This window comes from Arthrobacter sp. BPSS-3 (genome assembly GCF_044628475.1).
In the GTDB taxonomy this organism is placed as follows: domain Bacteria; phylum Actinomycetota; class Actinomycetes; order Actinomycetales; family Micrococcaceae; genus Arthrobacter.
Genome location: NZ_JBIMMV010000006.1, coordinates 84,900 through 100,666 on the forward strand (window position 1 = coordinate 84,900; position 15,767 = coordinate 100,666).

At 68.3% G+C, this 15,767-nt stretch carries 12 protein-coding genes; 4 read left to right on the top strand and 8 right to left on the bottom strand.

Going from position 1 to position 15,767, the window contains the following annotated elements; genetic code table 11:
* Positions 1-7: 7 nt before the first annotated feature.
* The 5 genes from ACFVY3_RS10930 to ACFVY3_RS10950 all read right to left on the bottom strand — a co-directional run bounded on the left by ACFVY3_RS10930 (position 8) and on the right by ACFVY3_RS10950 (position 5,163).
* The gene (locus tag ACFVY3_RS10930) at positions 8-901 is read right to left on the bottom strand and encodes a carbohydrate ABC transporter permease (protein ID WP_400159721.1); all 894 of its coding nucleotides are present in this window, start codon (positions 899-901) and stop codon (positions 8-10) included.
* Complete coding sequence (locus tag ACFVY3_RS10935; RefSeq protein ID WP_400159722.1) at positions 901-1,863, bottom strand: carbohydrate ABC transporter permease; 963 nt, start codon at positions 1,861-1,863, stop codon at positions 901-903. The genes ACFVY3_RS10930 and ACFVY3_RS10935 overlap by 1 nt, the downstream gene beginning before the upstream one ends.
* 10 nt (positions 1,864-1,873) lie before the next feature.
* On the bottom strand, positions 1,874-3,184 hold the full coding sequence (locus ACFVY3_RS10940) for an ABC transporter substrate-binding protein (protein WP_400159723.1): 1,311 nt from the start codon (positions 3,182-3,184) through the stop codon (positions 1,874-1,876).
* A gap of 96 nt (positions 3,185-3,280) precedes the next feature.
* On the bottom strand, positions 3,281-4,084 hold the full coding sequence (locus tag ACFVY3_RS10945; RefSeq protein WP_400159724.1) for a hypothetical protein: 804 nt from the start codon (positions 4,082-4,084) through the stop codon (positions 3,281-3,283).
* Positions 4,081-5,163 (bottom strand): Gfo/Idh/MocA family protein, encoded by a 1,083-nt coding sequence (locus ACFVY3_RS10950; protein ID WP_400159725.1) that lies wholly within the window; start codon positions 5,161-5,163, stop codon positions 4,081-4,083. The genes ACFVY3_RS10945 and ACFVY3_RS10950 overlap by 4 nt, the downstream gene beginning before the upstream one ends.
* A gap of 174 nt (positions 5,164-5,337) precedes the next feature.
* Between ACFVY3_RS10950 and ACFVY3_RS10955 the strand changes: the two genes are divergently transcribed.
* Entirely contained in the window at positions 5,338-6,549 is a 1,212-nt protein-coding gene (locus ACFVY3_RS10955) for an ROK family transcriptional regulator (RefSeq protein WP_400159726.1), read from the top strand.
* Between the two features lie 172 nt (positions 6,550-6,721).
* Complete coding sequence (locus ACFVY3_RS10960) at positions 6,722-7,909, top strand: CynX/NimT family MFS transporter (protein ID WP_400159829.1); 1,188 nt, start codon at positions 6,722-6,724, stop codon at positions 7,907-7,909.
* Between the two features lie 188 nt (positions 7,910-8,097).
* Here ACFVY3_RS10960 and aceB read toward each other — a convergent pair whose 3' ends face one another.
* Together aceB and aceA are read right to left on the bottom strand one after the other, a co-directional pair.
* Positions 8,098-9,762, bottom strand: a complete 1,665-nt coding sequence (gene aceB / locus ACFVY3_RS10965) for a malate synthase A (protein ID WP_377972735.1) — start codon at positions 9,760-9,762, stop codon at positions 8,098-8,100.
* 209 nt (positions 9,763-9,971) lie between these two features.
* Positions 9,972-11,303, bottom strand: a complete 1,332-nt coding sequence (aceA, locus tag ACFVY3_RS10970) for an isocitrate lyase (RefSeq protein WP_290256715.1) — start codon at positions 11,301-11,303, stop codon at positions 9,972-9,974.
* A gap of 142 nt (positions 11,304-11,445) precedes the next feature.
* Here aceA and ACFVY3_RS10975 point away from each other — a divergent pair, with 142 nt between their 5' ends.
* The gene (locus tag ACFVY3_RS10975; RefSeq protein ID WP_400159727.1) at positions 11,446-12,957 is read left to right on the top strand and encodes a helix-turn-helix domain-containing protein; all 1,512 of its coding nucleotides are present in this window, start codon (positions 11,446-11,448) and stop codon (positions 12,955-12,957) included.
* Between the two features lie 99 nt (positions 12,958-13,056).
* The gene (locus ACFVY3_RS10980; protein ID WP_400159728.1) at positions 13,057-14,805 is read left to right on the top strand and encodes a pyruvate dehydrogenase; all 1,749 of its coding nucleotides are present in this window, start codon (positions 13,057-13,059) and stop codon (positions 14,803-14,805) included.
* A gap of 16 nt (positions 14,806-14,821) precedes the next feature.
* Here the strand turns inward: ACFVY3_RS10980 and ACFVY3_RS10985 are convergent, their stop codons facing one another.
* The gene (locus ACFVY3_RS10985; protein WP_400159729.1) at positions 14,822-15,670 is read right to left on the bottom strand and encodes a hydroxymethylpyrimidine/phosphomethylpyrimidine kinase; all 849 of its coding nucleotides are present in this window, start codon (positions 15,668-15,670) and stop codon (positions 14,822-14,824) included.
* Between the last annotated feature and the right edge of the window lie 97 nt (positions 15,671-15,767).

Genomic DNA, 15,767 nt, shown 5'->3' on the forward strand with positions numbered 1-15,767 from the left:
GGCTGGCCTAGCGGCCGGCGAGCGAGCCGCCGATGCCGCCCACGCTGAAATATTTGTTGAGGGTGGCGAACACGATGATCGGCGGGAGCATCATGATCACGGCCAGGGCCATGACCGAAGTCCAGTCGGTGGCGTTTTGCTGGAAGAAGGACTGCACGCCCATGGGGAGAGTGAAGATTTCATTGGAGCGCAGGAAGACGATGGCCACAAGGTAGTCGTTCCAGGCCAGCAGGAAGGCGAAGATCGCGGTGGAGAGGACGCCGGGGAGGCTGTTGCGGAGAACCACTTTGGTGAAGGACCCGAAGACCGAACAGCCGTCGATCCAGGAGGCCTCCTCCAGACTGACGGGGATCGAGTCGAAGTACGCCGCCATCATCCAGGTGGCCACCGTCATGGTGGAGCCGACGTAGATGATCGTGATGCCCAGCAGGTTATCCACTAACCCCATCCCGGCGAAGAGGATGAACAGCGGCACCACCGAGGTGATGATGGGCAAGGACTGCATCACGAAGAGCAGGAGCGAGTAGCCGGACACTGCCCGGCTGCGGCCGCGGGACAGGACGTACCCTGCCGGTGCGGCCACCGCGACGGACACCACCACGGTGGAGAGGGTGGTGATGAGGCTGTTTTGCAGCCAGGTGGCGGCCAGGGTGCCGGAGAAGACGCCGGTGATGTTCTCGAACGTCAGCCCCGTGGCGGTGCTGTGCGGGCCCGGGGTGAAGGCCAGGATCACCGTGACCATGATCGGGATCAGGACGATCGCGGTGATGATCAGGATCAGGACGAAGCGCCACCAGCGGCCGCGCTGGCCGGCTTCGGAGAGGGCCCGGCGGGGTTTGCCTGCTGCGCTGGTTCCGGGCGTGAGTCCGGCCTCAGGATGGGCGTGGAGGACTGCGCTCATTATTCGACGCTCGACTTTCGGATCTGGCGGTACAGGAGAACGGAGATGACCACCAGGGTCATGGTCATCAGGAAGGCGATTGCCACGCCGGGTCCGGTCGCGAAGTCCTGGAAGACCGTGCGGTAGGCCAGGACCACGAGGGAGGTCGTGGCGCTCACGGGGCCGCCGCCGGTCAGCAGGTAGATCGTGGGGAAATCGTTGACGCAGAAGATCGTCATCAGGATCCACGAGATGTAGGTGGAGCGCGCGATCAACGGCAGGGTGATCTGGCTGAACTGCTGCCACCGGGTGGCACCGTCCATGCTGGCTGCCTCATACACCGTGGTGTCTACGGACGCGAGGGCCGCGGAGGTCATCATCATCATGAAGGGAAAGCTCACCCAGACCTTGAAGACCATCACGGTCCCCGCGGCAAGCGTGGGGTCCGCCAGGAACAGCGGGGTGCCCATTCCGAGGTTGCGGAACATGCTCGGGATCAGGCTGTCGGGCGTGGCGACCAGCCAGTTCCAGGCGGTGGAGGAGACCACGATCGGAACCACCCACGGCAGCAGCAACAGCACCTTGAAGGTGCCGCCGGCGGGGATCCTGGTGCGCAGGAGCAGTGCCAGTCCCAGGCCCACCAGCCACGAGCCGAAGACGCCGACGATCGTGAACCACAGGGTGAACTGCGCCGCTTTCCAGAAGGCCGGGGAGGAAAGGACCGAGGCGAAGTTGTCCGTGCCCACAAAGTTTCCGGACTGCAGCAGGTCCCCGTCGTGGGTGGCCTGGATCGCGGCGTAGATCAGCGGGTAGCCGTGGATCAGGACCAGGAGGACGACGGAGGGAATCAGCAGCCAGAAGAAGGTCCGGGTGGTCTGCGCGCTGAGCTTGCTCTTGCGCTTCGCGGGGGACACTCCGGGTCCGCCGGGGGCCAGCCCCCGGCGGGCCCGGGCCAGGCCGGACGGTGCGGTGGAAGTTGACATGGCCGGGCCGTTACTTCTTGAGGACCGATTCGAGGCCCGACTGGAAGGTCTGGAGCGCGGTCTTGGCGTCGGCCTTGCCGGTCAGGATGGTCTGGCTGAACTGGTTCAGGGCCTGGCCGCCGTCCAGGGCCGCGAGGTTGGCGTTGAGGGTGGAGCCCTGCGAGGCGAAGGTCTTGGCGATGGGCTGCCAGTCCTTGACGATCTTGACGTTGTTCGGATCGTTCGCGAACTCGGGGATCTGCGTGATCGACTTGAAGACCGGGAGCGCAGACATCAGCTTCTGGCTCCAGAGTTCCTTAAGCTGGCCCAGGTAATAGACCAGGAATGCCTCCGACGCCTCCTGGGACGGCGTGTTTTTGTACATCATGATGTTATTCGGGAAGACGATGGTGGCCTTGTCCCCGTGCGGGCCGGCGATGGGGTCGGCCACCAGCAGGTCGCCGGAGGTGTCGCCCACTCGCTGCGGGACATTGACCTGGAAGAGGCCGTACCCGGCCTTGCCGTCCTTCCACTGCGCGGACATGTTGTCGGTGGTGTAGCTGACCGCCGCCGGATCGACGATGCCGTTGGAGACGAGCTCCAGCACGAACTCGATGGCCTCGACGTTGCGGTCGTTCAGCAGGTCCAGCTGGCCGTCCTTGTTGAAGACGCCGCCGCCGTTGTTCACCATCATCATGATCATCGAGTGGTTGCCGTAGTTGTTGCCCGCGCCCGCACCGGTCGTGAAACCGAACGCGCCGACCTTCTTCAGCGCCTTGCCGGCCTCGAGCAGGGACGGCCAGTCCGTGGGAAGTGCGACGTTGGCCTTCTCGAAGAGTGACTTGCGGTACCAGAAGACGCGCATGTCCAGCTGCCACGGCACGGCCACGTAGCCCTTGTCCGTCTTGAATGGATCCAACACCCCGGGCAGGAAGTCGTCGTAGGTGCCGTTGCTCTTGAGGGTATCGATGACCTTGTCGGCGTAGGCGATCTGACCCTGCTGCTCGAACTGGAAAGCCTGGAAGCCGCCGCCGGTGGAGACGGCGGGGCCGGTCTTGGAAGCGATCGCCGAAGAGAAGGTCTGGTAGAAGTTGTTCCACTGGATGATCTGGTAGCTGGCCTTGCTGCTGTTGGCCCCGGAGAAGCCCTCCGCGAGCTTCTTAGCTGCGTCGTTGTAGGCGGGGGTTGCCCACGGCATGTCCCAGAACTTGATGGTGCCGCCGCCAGCGGACTGGGTGGCGGAGCCGCCGCCGCAGGCTGCCAGGAGCGGGGCGCTGGCGGCGGCCGCGGCGAAGCCCAGGAATCCCCGGCGGGAGAAGGCGGAGGAGGATGTGTTGGTCACGATTTTTTCCTTTCATGGCCGGTCCGCTGGTGCAGGCCGGCCGTCTCGACAGTGAGTTGATGCGGAAGTTAGTGCTGGTGGTGCGGGTGGTGCAGTTCAGCCTGTGAGGTTCCGGACGAGCGCGGCCACGACGGCGAAGCGCTCCAGGTCGTCCAGACCGGTTCCGGAGTCGACGGCGGCGTGGAGCCGGAGCCAGCTCCGGCGGTGGGCCGACTCGAAGCGGGTGGGGAGTGTCGTGGCGCCGTCGGCGGTCACCGTGCGGACCTCCGCGGGCCAGGCCGCCGACGCCTCCGGGAGGGTGACGTCGGTCCGGCCGGTCCGGGTGAGGACCGATACCCTGGCGGTGGAAGGAAGCGCCGCCGTCGTCGTTCCGTGCAGGGCAACGGGCGCGCCGCCCGGCAGCCGCCCCGCCAGCAGGTAGCCGACGGGCTGCAGGCGGACCATCCGCAGCCCGGAGAGCTCAACCCCGCAGGCCAGTACGGCGCACAGGTGACGGGTCAGCAGGGTCCCGACCGGGGTGCCGGGAAGGGCGTAGGCCACGGAATCGCAGAGGACGGCGTTGGCCATGGCGCCGGCGATGGCGTCCAGGGCGGCGGGCGGCGGGGCGGTGAGCACAGGATTTCCCGCCCAGGCTTGGTCCAGTGCGACGGCGGCCCCGGCGGCCGCGGCTTCCGCGGCGAGGGCCCGGGGGTCTTCGGCGACGGGTTCGACGACGAGGACTCCGCGGGCGCCGCGGCGGATCGCCGCCGCGGCCCGCCAGGTCCATCCGGCGTCTCCGGCGACCGCAAGGACATCGGGCGCGCCGACGGCGGGAGCGAAGGACACGGGGAGCGACGCGAGCGCAGCCGCCGTCGTCCCGGCGACAGCGGTCTCCGCCGCGACGAGGAGCCGGGCGCTCATGCCCGGGCCTCCGCTGCGGCCGCGGCCGCCGGACGAACCCTGCCGGCCGCGGAGTCGGCGATGGCCAGAGCGAACTCCAGGTCGTCGATGAGGGTCGCGGCGGAGGGCGCTGTTCCGGTGCCGCGGGCCAGAGCGGCGAGGCGGCGCCATTCGCCCTCGTAGCCGTTGTGGCCAAAGGGACCGAATACCGTCGTTTCTTCCCGCGTACTGATCCGGGCCGTAGCCGATCCGGCCTGGACGTAGGACGGGGTGAAGTCGATCCGCAGGGCGGCGTCGTCGCCGATGGCTTCGAAGCTCCAGTCGGGCTCCCAGGTGTCGTTCATGGCGGCGCGGAGTTCGATGGCGGTGTCACCGGCCTGCAGGGAGAGGACGTAGCCGAAGGGTGCCAGCGCCTCGGCGTGGAGGACCCTGACGTCCGCGAAATCGGGGCAGAAGCGCCGCACCAGGGGCAGATCGTGGATGGCGAGCCCCATCACGCCGCCGGAGAGCATCGCGGCGTCGGCGTCCGTGCCGGCCTGGGGTCGTCCCGGCGGGGGAGTGCGGCCCACGACCTCGGTGGCGAAGTCCTCGAATCGGGGGTTGGGCGGCAGCACGATCGAGGACCGGATGGTGTGGACCTGCCCGGGCACGGCTCCCCAGGCGGTCTCCGCCGCGAGCCAGGCCGGATCGAAAGTGTGCATGGCGCCGACGATGATGGGCACGCCGGTTTCGGCCGAGACGGCGGCGATGGCCTCCGCTTCCTGCCCGCTCATGGCGAAGGGCTTTTCGCAGAGGACGGCCTTCTTGCCGGCCCGGCAGGCGGCGATCACCTGCTCGGCGTGGAACTGGTGCGGGCTGCAGATGGCCACAACGTCCACCTCGGGATCGGCGAGCAGTTCGACGGTGCTGGTGCTGAAGCGCGCCCCCACTCGAGCCGCCACGGACTCGGCGACCGCCGGGTCAACGTCCATGATGTGCCGTACCCGCAGAAGATCGCCCAGGCGTGCCAGGGAGGGCAAGTGGATTGCCTGCGTGACGGGTCCGCCCCCAAGAATCCCGACCCCCAATGGAGCGGCTGCCGCCTGTGGTTGGCTCGACACGTTGATTACCCCTTCGTAAGGCCAGCCCCGTCGGCGGAATCCCGCCGCCTACCAGTGACTTGGCTCACACCCAAGCTAGGGGGACTTTTGACGGGCGTCAAGCAAAAGTTGAAACATTTGCATCATTCTTTCCGTGGTGTGACATGCGTAAGAGCTTCGTGCTATCACTTACTCATGAGTACGACCACCGGTACAGATCCCGCCGCTCCCGACGCGGGCGGCAGCCTGTCCCGCGCCGGTGATCTCTTCCAGATCCTGCGCGACGGCAAGGCCCGGACGCGCGCAGAGCTGGCGCTGTCCACCGGGCTGGCGCGATCCACGGTGGCGTCCCGGATCGAGGCGCTCATGGTCTCCGGCTTGGTCGGCCCCGCAGGTGAAGCCAGCTCGTCCGGCGGCAGGCCGCCGTCGCGCTTCGCTTTCAACCCGGCCGCCCGTTCGGTGCTGGCAGTCGACGTCGGAGCCACCCACGTGATCGTCGCCGTCACAGACCTCAGCGGCACCGTCCTCGCCGAATGCCGGTTGAAGCAGGATGTCGCCGACGGCCCAACCGTGGTCCTGGACCGGGTCATTGAGGAAGCGCTGAAACTGCTCGACCGCACCGGCCGGACCAAACAGGACCTGGCCGGAGTCGGCATCGGGCTGCCCGGACCGGTGGAGCACGCCACTGGAATGCCGGTCAAGCCGCCCATCATGCCGGGCTGGGATGGGCACGACGTCGTCAAGCACGTCCAGCGTTCCCTCCCGGTCCCTGTCCTGGTCGACAACGACGTGAACATCATGGCCCTGGGTGAGCAGACCGCCCATTGGCCCGGGGACGAGAACTTCCTCTTCGTGAAGGTGGCCACCGGTATTGGTGCGGGCATCATCAGCAGCGGGGAACTTCAGCGCGGAGCCAATGGGACGGCCGGCGATCTCGGCCACGTGCGCGTACCCCGAGGCGACGAGGTGCTGTGCCGGTGCGGCAACTACGGGTGCCTCGAAGCGCTGGCCTCGGGGCCGGCGGTGGCCCGCGCATTGCTCCAGCAGGGCCTCGACGCCAAGGACGGTGCGGACGTGCTGCGCCTGGTGGCCGGCGGAAACCTGCAGGCCATCCAGGCGTTGCGGCAGGCCGGGCGCGATCTGGGGGATGTTCTCGCGACGGTGGTGAACCTGCTGAACCCCTCCGTCATTGTGTTGGGCGGAAGCCTTGGCCAGGCCGGGGAGCACCTCATGGCGGGCGTGCGCGAGGTGGTTTACCGGCGCTCGCTGCCCCTCGCCACCACGCACCTGCGCATCGGCCAGTCCCTCGCCGGGGACCGGGCCGCCATCCTTGGAGCCAGCCACATGGTCACCCAGTACGTACTTTCACCGGCCGTCATCGAGGCGACCCTACAAGCGGCCGGCTGAGCCGCCGCTACCTTTCCGCCGCTACTTTCCATCGGTGCCGCGTTCCCGCAGCCGTCACAGAGAACGGCTGCGACCGGGACGCCGTGATAGCAATGGGATTGATGAAAACATATTTCAGCCGGTCCGTCACGGCTCCGACCGAAGGTGCCCGCCCCGGGTGGGTGCTGTCGTGATGGCCGCCGCCAGACAGCCCAAGGCCTGGCTGATCATGCTGGCGATCGGACTGATCGCCCTGAACATGCGCGGCCCGTTCGTCGCGGTCGCCCCCGTGGTGCAGAACATGCGTACCGACCTGGGCTTCTCGCCGGTGGAAATCGGCTTCCTGACCGGCATCCCCGTGCTGTGTTTCGCCCTCGCGGCCCCGCTCGCCTCGCTGACGGGGCGGAAATTGGGGCCCGAGTTCGCCGTGACCCTGACCCTGCTGGGTGTGCTGCTCGGCGTCGTCGTCCGCTCCGCCGGCGGCGGCGCGCTGGTGATGCTCGGCACCGTGATCCTGGGCATCGCCATCACGATCGGCAACATCGTGGTGCCGCTGATCATCCGCCGCGACTTCAGCCCCGCACGGCAGGGCGCGGCCATGGGCACCTACACTGCGGCCCTGAACATCGGCTCCTTCGTGACCTCGATAGTGACCGCCCCGCTGGCCGAATGGCTCGGCTGGCGCCCGGCGATCGCGGCCTGCGCGCTGTTCGCCCTCGCCGCCGCCGCGGTCTGGGCGCTCGCCGTCGGGCGCCGCTCGATCCGCCCCGAAGCGATCCCCGGCTCGGACCCCGCCAAGGCGACCGGCGCACCGGCCTCACCCTGGATCACCGTGGCCCTGACGGCGGGCTTCGCCGGCCAGGCCTTCTCCTACTACGGCGTTACCGCCTGGCTTCCCAGCCTGCTGGCCGACGAAATCGGCCTGGCCCCCTCCGCGGCCGGCGCCGGCTCCTCGCTGTTCCAGATCCTGGCGATTGCCGGTGGCCTGGGCGTGCCGCTGGCGGCGCGATTCGCGTCGACGACTACGGTGGGGCTCACCCTGGGCGCCCTGTGGCTGACCGTTCCCGTGGGTCTGCTGCTGGCCCCGCAGCTGTGGTGGCTGTGGTCCGCCCTCGGCGGCGTGGCCCAGGGCGGCGGCATCACCCTGATCTTCATCGCCATCATTCAGCTGGCGCGCGACCAGGCCTCCGCGGGCCGGCTCTCCGCTATCGTCCAAGGCGCCGGCTACTCCTTCGGCGCCGTGGCCCCCACCCTGATGGGCTTCGTCCACGGCGTCTCGGCCTCCTGGACCGGACCGCTGCTGATGATCCTCGGCTCCGTGACCATGTTCAACATCGGCTGCGCCCTCTCCCTGCGGCACATCCCGAAGGCCGCGCACTAGGAACCAACCCGTCAGGCCCACGACCCGGGATCGGGTCATGGGCCTGACGTATCCGTTCGACGCCGTTGTCGGGCGGGAAGGGGTTCCGTTGCCGGGCTGCCGCCCCGGATTTCGGGGGGCCTGTTGCGAAGGGCGTGGCGGCCCGGCGGACGGAATTCTGTGCGGGCGATCCTGTGCGGATCCGCAGGTTAGGCGGCCACCAGGTCCGCCGCCTTGATGGCCGAGTCGGCACCGTCGCGGGCCTCGTGCAGGTACCGGTCGTAGGCGGGCAGGGTCAGGAAGGCCGGGAACTCGTTGCTGAGGGTGACCTCCTCGAAGATGTCGCGGGCGTCGGCGAACCGGTCCCCTTCGAAGCGTTCCAGCTTCGCGAATTCCTCGTCCAGCATGTCCTCGATCCAGTCGCGGGTGATGACGTCGCCCTGGTCCGTGATGGCCCGGGAGAAGATCCACTGCCACAGCTGCGAGCGGGAGATCTCGGCGGTGGCGGCGTCCTCCATCAGGTTGTGGATGGCCACTGCGCCGTTACCGCGGAGCCAGGATTCGATGTAGCGGATGCCCACCTCGATGTTGATCCGCACGCCGCGTTCGGTGATGGTGCCGGTGGTGGAGGCGATGTCGATCAGGGCGCGGTCATCGGGGGTGACGTCCTCGCGGAGGCGGTCCAGCTGGTGCGGGCGTTCGCCGAGGACACCGTCGAACACCTCGCGGCACACCGGCACCAGGTCCGGGTGCGCCACCCAGGAGCCGTCGAAGCCGTCGGCGGCGTCGCGGGTCTTGTCGGCACGGACCTTCTCCAGGGCGATGGCGTTGGCCGCCTCGTCCTTGCGGTTGGGGACGGCCGCGGCCATCCCGCCGATCGCCATGGCGCCGCGCTTGTGGCAGGCGCGCACCAGCTGTTCGGTGTAGGCCCGCATGAACGGCTGGGTCATGGTGACCTGGTCACGGTCCGGCAGGACGAACCGCGGGCCGCGGGTCCGGAAGTTCTTGATCAGCGAGAAGATGTAGTCCCAGCGGCCGGCGTTCAGCCCGGCGGCGTGCTCGCGCAGTTCGTAAAGGATCTCCTCCATCTCGAAGGCGGCGGTGATGGTCTCGATCAGCACGGTGGCGCGGATGGTGCCCTGCGGGATGCCCAGCAGGTCCTGGGCCAGGATGAAGATGTCGTTCCAGAGCCGGGCCTCGAGGTGGTTTTCGATCTTCGGCAGGTAGAAGTAGGGGCCCTTGCCCTGGGCCATCAGCCGCCGGGCGTTGTGGTAGAAATGCAGGCCGAAGTCGACGATCCCGCCGGCCACCGGCACGCCGTCGATCAGCATGTGCTTCTCCGGCAGGTGCCAGCCGCGGGGACGGACCACGATGGTGGGCAGTTCCTCGGCGGGGCGCAGCTTGTACTCCTTGCCCTCGGGGGAGGTGAAGTCGATCCGGCGCTCCAGGACGTCGGTGAGGTTCAGCTGGCCCTGGATGACGTTGCGCCACGACGGCGTGGAGGCGTCCTCCATGTCCGCTAGCCAGACCTTCGCGCCGGAGTTCAGCGCGTTGATGGCCATCTTCTTGTCCACCGGGCCGGTGATTTCGACGCGGCGGTCCTCCAGCCCGGGTGCCGGGGGAGCGACCCGCCACTCGGGGTCGTTGCGGATGGCGGCGGTCTCCGGGAGGAACCGGGGATCCTGGCCGCGGGTGATCTGCTGGCGCCGGTCTCGCCGGGCCTGCAACAGCTCCTGCCGCCGCTCCGCCGTCGCCCGGTGCAGCTTGGTGATGAAGGCCAGCGCGTCCGGCGTCAGGACCTCGCTCTGCCGGCAAATCGGCTGGGCGGTCAACGTGATGCCGTTGATGGTGAAGTTGTCAGTGAAGCTGTTCATTTCATTTGCTCCTCAATGCAAGAAGGAAGTTCGACGGCGGTTGGTGACGTACGCACGAGGTCGAAGGTGCCGGTGTTGCGGCAGCCTGCGTAAAAGGGGCCCTGCGGCCGGCGTCGTCCTCGCTCAGCGAGGTCGAGGCCGGCCGTGGGGAATAGCAGGCAGAGCAACGCCGGACCGAAGGCCGGACGCAAGCGCCGCCGTCGTAAGCGTTAGTGGAACTGGCCTTCTTCGGTGGATCCCACCAGGGCCAGGGTGGATGCGTTCGGGTTGAGCGCGGTGGCGATGTCGTCGAAGTATCCGGTGCCGACTTCGCGCTGGTGCTTGGTGGCGGTGTAGCCGCGTGCTTCGGAGGCGAATTCCTTCTCCTGCAGCTCGACGTAGGCGCTCATGCCTTCCCGGGCGTAGCCGTGGGCAAGGTCGAACATCGAGTAGTTCAGGGCGTGGAAGCCGGCCAGGGTGATGAACTGGAAGGTGAAGCCCATGGCGCCGAGTTCGCGCTGGAACTTGGCGATGGTGTCGTCGTCGAGGTGCTTGCGCCAGTTGAACGACGGCGAGCAGTTGTAGGAGAGCATCTGGTCCGGGAACTCGGCCTTGACGGCCTCGGCGAACTTGCGGGCCAGGGCGAGGTCCGGGGTGCCGGTCTCCATCCAGATCAGGTCGGAGTACGGGGCGTAGGCCTTGGCGCGGGCGATGCAGGGTTCGATGCCGTTGCGGACCTTGTAGAAGCCCTCGGCGGTGCGTTCGCCTGTGATGAATTCCTGGTCCCGCTCGTCGACGTCGGAGGTGATCAGGGTGGCTGCCTCGGCGTCGGTGCGGGCGATGACGACGGTGGGGGTGCCGGCGACGTCGGCGGCCAGGCGGGCCGCGTTCAGGGTGCGGACGTGCTGCTGGGTGGGGATGAGGACCTTGCCGCCGAGGTGGCCGCACTTCTTCTCCGAGGCGAGCTGGTCCTCCCAGTGCACGCCCGAGGCGCCGGCCTGGATCATGGATTTCATCAGTTCGTAGGCGTTCAGCGGGCCGCCGAAGCCGGCCTCGGCGTCGGCGACGATCGGCACCATCCAGTCCTCGACGGTCTGGATGCCCTCGGAGAACTCGATCTGGTCGGCGCGGAGCAGGGCGTTGTTGATGCGGCGGACCACGGTGGGGACGGAGTTAGCCGGGTAGAGCGACTGGTCCGGGTAGGTGTGGCCGGAGTTGTTAGCGTCCGCGGCGACCTGCCAGCCGGAGAGGTAGATGGCGCGGAGGCCGGCCTTGACTTGCTGCACGGCCTGGTTGCCGGTCAGGGCGCCGAGGGCGTTGGTGTACTTGCCCTCCTTGTGCTCCTCGGTGAGCTGCTTCCACAGCTTCTCCGAGCCCCGGCGGGCCAGGGTGTGTTCCTCGGAGACCCGGCCGCGGAGGCGGACGACGTCGGCGGCCGAGTAGTCCCGAGTGACACCTTCCCAGCGCGGGTTGGCAGCCCACTCGAGCTCCAGGGCGGCAGCCTGCTCGGTGGCGGAGTCCTGGGCGGACGGCTGCTGGTTGGGCTCAAATGCTGCGGTCATTACTGATCTCCTTTGATGGCCCGGGCCGGCGGGGCCGCCTCTTCGCGGGGACCCGCCGGATAATCCGGAGCGGTGAAACTTTCTGTGAGATCTACTTTTCTGCAGTTCCAAGAGGCTTTCTAGAAGAAACCTCTGGAAAGAAATGCACTTCTTCCCGTATTCTCAAAAAATGCATCCGAGCAGCTGGAACCGGCAGACCGCAGCCCCCGCCCTCCCCGCCGAACCCGAGGTGGACGTGATCAGCATGGGCCGCCGGGTCCGGCACCTACGCAAGGCGGCGGGCCTGACCCTGGACGACCTGAGCGCCGCCGTCGGCACCGCCCCCAGCCAGCTGAGCCTGATCGAAAACGGCAAGCGCGAACCCAAGCTGGGGCTGCTGCAGCACCTGGCCTCGGCGCTGGGTGTCAGCATCGACGAACTGCTCGGCGCGGAGCCGCCCAACCGGCGCGCGGCCCTCGAAATCGAGCTGGAACGCTACCAGCGCAGCCCGCTCTATGAATCCCTGAACCTGCCCAAAATCCGCATCAGCTCGCGGCTGCCAATGGATGTGCTGGAGTCCATGGTGGGGCTGCAGCACGAGCTGGAGCGACGGCTCAACGAGCAGGTGGCCACCCCCGAGGAGGCCCGCCGGGCCAACGGCGAACTGCGGGCCATGATGCGGGAGCGGAACAACTACTTCCCCGAGTACGAGGCGGAGGCGCAGAAGGTCCTCGCGGCCGTGGGCCACACCTCCGGTCCGTTGTCCCACCACGTCATCGCGGACATCGCCGCGCACCTCGGGTTTAGCCTCCATCACGTGGGCGACCTGCCGCATTCCACCCGGTCCGTGACGGACCTGAAGAACCGCAGAATTTACCTCACGCAGAACGCCCGCAGCGATCACGACCCCCGGTCGGTGCTGCTGCAGGCCCTGGGCCACTACGTCCTGGGCCACCAGACGCCCACCAACTACGGTGACTTCCTGATGCAGAGGGTGGCCACGAACTACTTCGCCGCGGCGCTGCTGCTGCCGGAGAAGGCCACCGTGGAATTCCTGCAGCGGGCCAAGCAGGCCAAGGAAATCGCCGTCGAGGACATCCGGGACGCCTTCGCCGTGTCCTACGAGACGGCCGCGCACCGCTTCACCAACCTCGCCACCGAGCACCTGGACCTGCGGACGCACTTCCAGAAGACGCACAAGAGCGGCATCATCTACAAGGCCTACGAGAACGACGGCGTGACGTTCCCGCAGGACCACACCGGCGCCATCGAGGGCCAGCCGTCGTGCCGGAACTGGACCTCGCGCGTGGTGTTCGATGTCCCGGACAAGTTCAGCGCCTACAACCAGTACACGGACACCCCTGCCGGGACGTACTGGTGCACGGCTCGGACCGAGCGCTCCGCGAACGGGGAATTCTCGCTCTCCGTGGGGGTGCCCTATGCGCAGGTGAAGTGGTTCCGCGGCCGGGACACCACCGAGCGGTCCAAGTCCACTTGCCCGGACGAGAGCTGCTGCAAGCGCCCGCCCGCCGCCCTGGCCTCTGAGTGGGCCGGCAACGCCTGGCCCTCGGCCCGGGCCCACTCGCACCTGCTCGCCGCCATGCCGCCCGGAGCCTTCCCCGGCGTGGACGAGACCGAGGTCTACTCCTTCCTGCAGGCCCACTCCGGTTCCTGACCCCTTAGTACGCACCCTCACATTCGGGGAAGGTTTGTCGGAGGGGCGACTATTGTGGCCAGTGTCAGCTCATCGACTCATCTCCCGGGAGCGTGCACTATGGCCAAGGAACTTGCCACCCAGCTTGTCGAACAACTCCAGGCTGCCGGCGTGCAGCGGATTTACGGGATCGTGGGCGACAGCCTGAACCCGATCGTCGACGCCGTGCGGAAGACCGGCGGGGCCGCGAAGGGCGGCATCGACTGGATCCACGTCCGGCATGAGGAGGCCGCCGCGTTCGCCGCCGCGGCCGAGGCCCAGCTGACCGGCAAGCTTGCCGTCTGCGCGGGCTCCTGCGGCCCGGGCAACCTGCACCTGATCAACGGACTGTACGACGCCAATCGCTCCGGCGCCCCCGTCCTGGCCATCGCCTCGCACATCCCGAGCAAGCAGATCGGCAGCAGCTTCTTCCAGGAGACCCACCCGGACCGGCTCTTCAACGAATGCTCGGTCTACTCCGAACTCATCAGCACCGCCGAACAGGCCCCGCGGGTGATGCACAGCGCCATCCAGCACGCCACGGCCCTCCGCGGCGTCGCCGTCGTCACCCTGCCCGGTGACATCGCCGGGCTGGAGGTCGCGGCCGAGACCCCGGCCCCCGCGGCGTTCCGGCCGGCGGTGATGGTGCCGGACCCGGCCAGCGTGCGGGAGCTCGCGGACGTGATCAACGACGCCGGCAAGGTCGCGATCTTCGCCGGCGCCGGCGTCGAGGGCGCGCACGACGAGGTGATCGCCCTCGCCGAATTGGTGAAGGCGCCGATCGGCCACTCTCTGCGCGGCAAGGATTTCATGCAGTACGACAACCCCTACGACATCGGCATGACCGGGCTGCTGGGCTACGGGGCCGCCGCCGAGGGGATCGAGGACGCGGACCTGCTGATCCTGCTGGGCACCGATTTCCCGTATGACCAGTTCCTGCCCGGGACCAGGACGGCGCAGGTGGACCGGGCCGCGGAGAACCTGGGCCGGCGCACCGACGTCGACGTCGCGGTCCACGGCGACGTGCTCCCCACCCTTGCCGCGCTGATGCCCCTGGTCACGCCGAAGAAGAGCCGCCGCTTCCTGGACGCGATGCTGAAGAAGCACGACCGGTTGATGAACAAGGCCGTCGGCGCCTACACGCGCAAAGTGGAGAAAACCCAGCCCATCCACCCCGAGTACGCGGCGTCACTGCTGGACCAGATCGCGGCCGAGGACGCCGTCTTCACCGCCGACACCGGGATGTGCAACGTCTGGACCGCCCGCTACATCAACCCGCTGGGCACCCGGCGGCTGATCGGCTCCTACCTGCACGGCTCCATGGCCAACGCGCTGCCGCACGCCATCGGCGCGCAGCTGGCCTATCCGGGCCGCCAGGTGGTCTCGGTCTCCGGCGACGGCGGCCTGTCCATGCTGCTGGGCGAGCTGATCACGGTGGCCGCGCACCGGCTGCCGGTCAACGTGGTGGTGTTCAATAACTCCACCCTGGGCATGGTGAAGCTGGAGATGCTGGTGGACGGACTGCCCGACTTCGGCGTAGACGTCCCGGACGCGAACTACGCGCAGGTGGCCCGGGCGCTGGGCTTCCATGCCGTCCGGGTCACCGATCCGGCGAAGATTGCCGACGCCTACCGGGAAGCGTTTGCCCACCCCGGCCCGTCGCTGGTGGAGCTGATCACGGACCCGAAGGCGCTCTCCATCCCGCCGAAGATCAAGGGCGCACAGGTGCTGGGGTTCGCCACGGCCATGTCCAAGGTGGTGCTCAACCGCGGCGCGGGCGAGGCCGTCAGCATGGCCCGCAGCAACCTGCGGAACATCCCGCGACGGTAGGGCCGGTGGTGGTGGGTTAGCGCGGGCCGCCCTGCCAGAGGGCGTCGAACGGGGCGCCGGAGGCTACCCGGTTGCGGATGCCGGCGGTGACGAAGTCCTTCGCGGCGCGGGCTGCCTCCAGCGGGGCGGCGCCCTTGGCCAGTTCGGCGGTGACCGCTGCGGCCAGCGAGCAGCCGGCACCGGACACGGCGACGTCGCCGACCTTCGGCGCGGAGAGCACCTCGAGGGTCTCGCCGTCGTAGAAGACGTCGACGGCGTCGGGTCCGGCCAGGCGCACGCCGCCCTTGGCCAGCACGGCGGCGCCGCTGAGTTCGTGGATGCGCACGGCCGCGGCCTTCAGGGATTCGACGTCGGTGATCTCCAGCCCGGAGAGCGACTCGGCCTCGAAGTGGTTCGGCGTGACGAAGGTGGCCAGCGGCAGGATCTGGGCCTTGAGCGCCTGGTCGGTGTCCAGGGCGTGGCCCGGCTCCTGGCCCTTGCAGATGAGCACGGGGTCCAGCACCACGTTGCGGAAGGCGCCCTCGGACAGGGCGGTGGCGACGGTGGAGATGGTGTCGGGGCTGCCCAGCATGCCGATCTTGACGGTGTCCAGCACCGACGGCGCGCCGGACCCGGCGCCGTAGGCCGCCGTCGTCGCCTCCAGCTGGTCGGCGATGACCTGCTGGTCCACCGTTACGAAGCGGTGGTTCCAGTTGTCCTTCGGGTCGAAGGAGACGATGCAGGTGAGGTTCACGATCCCGAAGACACCGAGTTCCTGGAAGGTCTTCAGGTCCGCCTGCGCGCCGGCGCCGCCGGTGGCCTCGGAACCGGCGATGGTCAGGGCGACGGCGGGGGTGGTCTGGGTGTCCACGGCGTTGGAAGTCATGGCTCCATCCTGCCACTGCCGAAAAGTGCTCCGCATTGTGCGCATGACCAATATGAACTAAACGGGAGTGTTCTGGATCACGGGACGTAAGGTGGCG